This window comes from Exiguobacterium sp. s16 (genome assembly GCF_018618115.1).
GTDB classification, from domain to species: Bacteria; Bacillota; Bacilli; order Exiguobacteriales; family Exiguobacteriaceae; genus Exiguobacterium; species Exiguobacterium mexicanum_A.
In genome coordinates, this window is record NZ_JACSLM010000025.1 from 1 (window position 1) to 761 (window position 761).

At 51.1% G+C, this 761-nt stretch carries 6 tRNA genes and 1 rRNA gene; all 7 read left to right on the forward strand.

Going from position 1 to position 761, the window contains the following annotated elements:
* A 5S ribosomal RNA gene (gene rrf / locus KNP86_RS15560) occupies positions 1–89 on the forward strand; the annotation flags it as partial.
* A gap of 11 nt (positions 90–100) precedes the next feature.
* Positions 101–176, forward strand: a tRNA-Val gene (locus KNP86_RS15565).
* Between the two features lie 9 nt (positions 177–185).
* Positions 186–261 (forward strand) — tRNA-Thr (locus KNP86_RS15570).
* Between the two features lie 34 nt (positions 262–295).
* A tRNA-Leu gene (locus KNP86_RS15575) sits at positions 296–382 on the forward strand.
* A gap of 31 nt (positions 383–413) precedes the next feature.
* Positions 414–490, forward strand: a tRNA-Arg gene (locus KNP86_RS15580).
* Positions 491–497: 7 nt separating this feature from the next.
* A tRNA-Pro gene (locus tag KNP86_RS15585) sits at positions 498–574 on the forward strand.
* A gap of 11 nt (positions 575–585) precedes the next feature.
* Positions 586–661, forward strand: a tRNA-Ala gene (locus KNP86_RS15590).
* The last annotated feature ends 100 nt before the right edge of the window (positions 662–761 follow it).

Below are 761 nucleotides of genomic sequence, written 5' to 3' on the forward strand. Positions count from 1 at the left end.
CCCGTTCCCATGCCGAACACGGAAGTTAAGCGCTTCAGCGCCGAAAGTAGTTGGGGGTCTCCCCCTGTGAGGATAGGACGTTGCCAGGCATTACATATTTGGAGGATTAGCTCAGCTGGGAGAGCACCTGCCTTACAAGCAGGGGGTCGGCGGTTCGATCCCGTCATCCTCCACCATTTACACCTGCCGGTGTAGCTCAGTTGGTAGAGCATCTGACTTGTAATCAGAGGGTCGAGGGTTCGAATCCTTTCGCCGGCACCATTTTTAAAATAGTCTACCGCATGAATTATACCTTGCCGGGGTGGCGGAATTGGTAGACGCACAGGACTTAAAATCCTGCGAGGGTTTCCTCGTGCCGGTTCAAGTCCGGCCCTCGGTACCATCTTAATATCCCATGAAAGTTCATTCGTCTCGCACCCTTAGCTCAGCTGGATAGAGCGTTAGACTACGAATCTAAAGGCCGGGAGTTCGAATCTCTCAGGGTGCACCATCTATTTCGGGAAGTAGCTCAGCTTGGTAGAGCACTTGGTTTGGGACCAAGGGGTCGCAGGTTCGAATCCTGTCTTCCCGACCATCATAACTTTTGGGGCCTTAGCTCAGCTGGGAGAGCGCCTGCCTTGCACGCAGGAGGTCAGCGGTTCGATCCCGCTAGGCTCCACCAATTTTTAAACTGACGAACTTTGAAAACTGAACGATGAGGCAAAAATAAGTTTTACAATTTTTGAATGAAGCGCAAGCTTCGTCATTTTTAAAGAGCTATA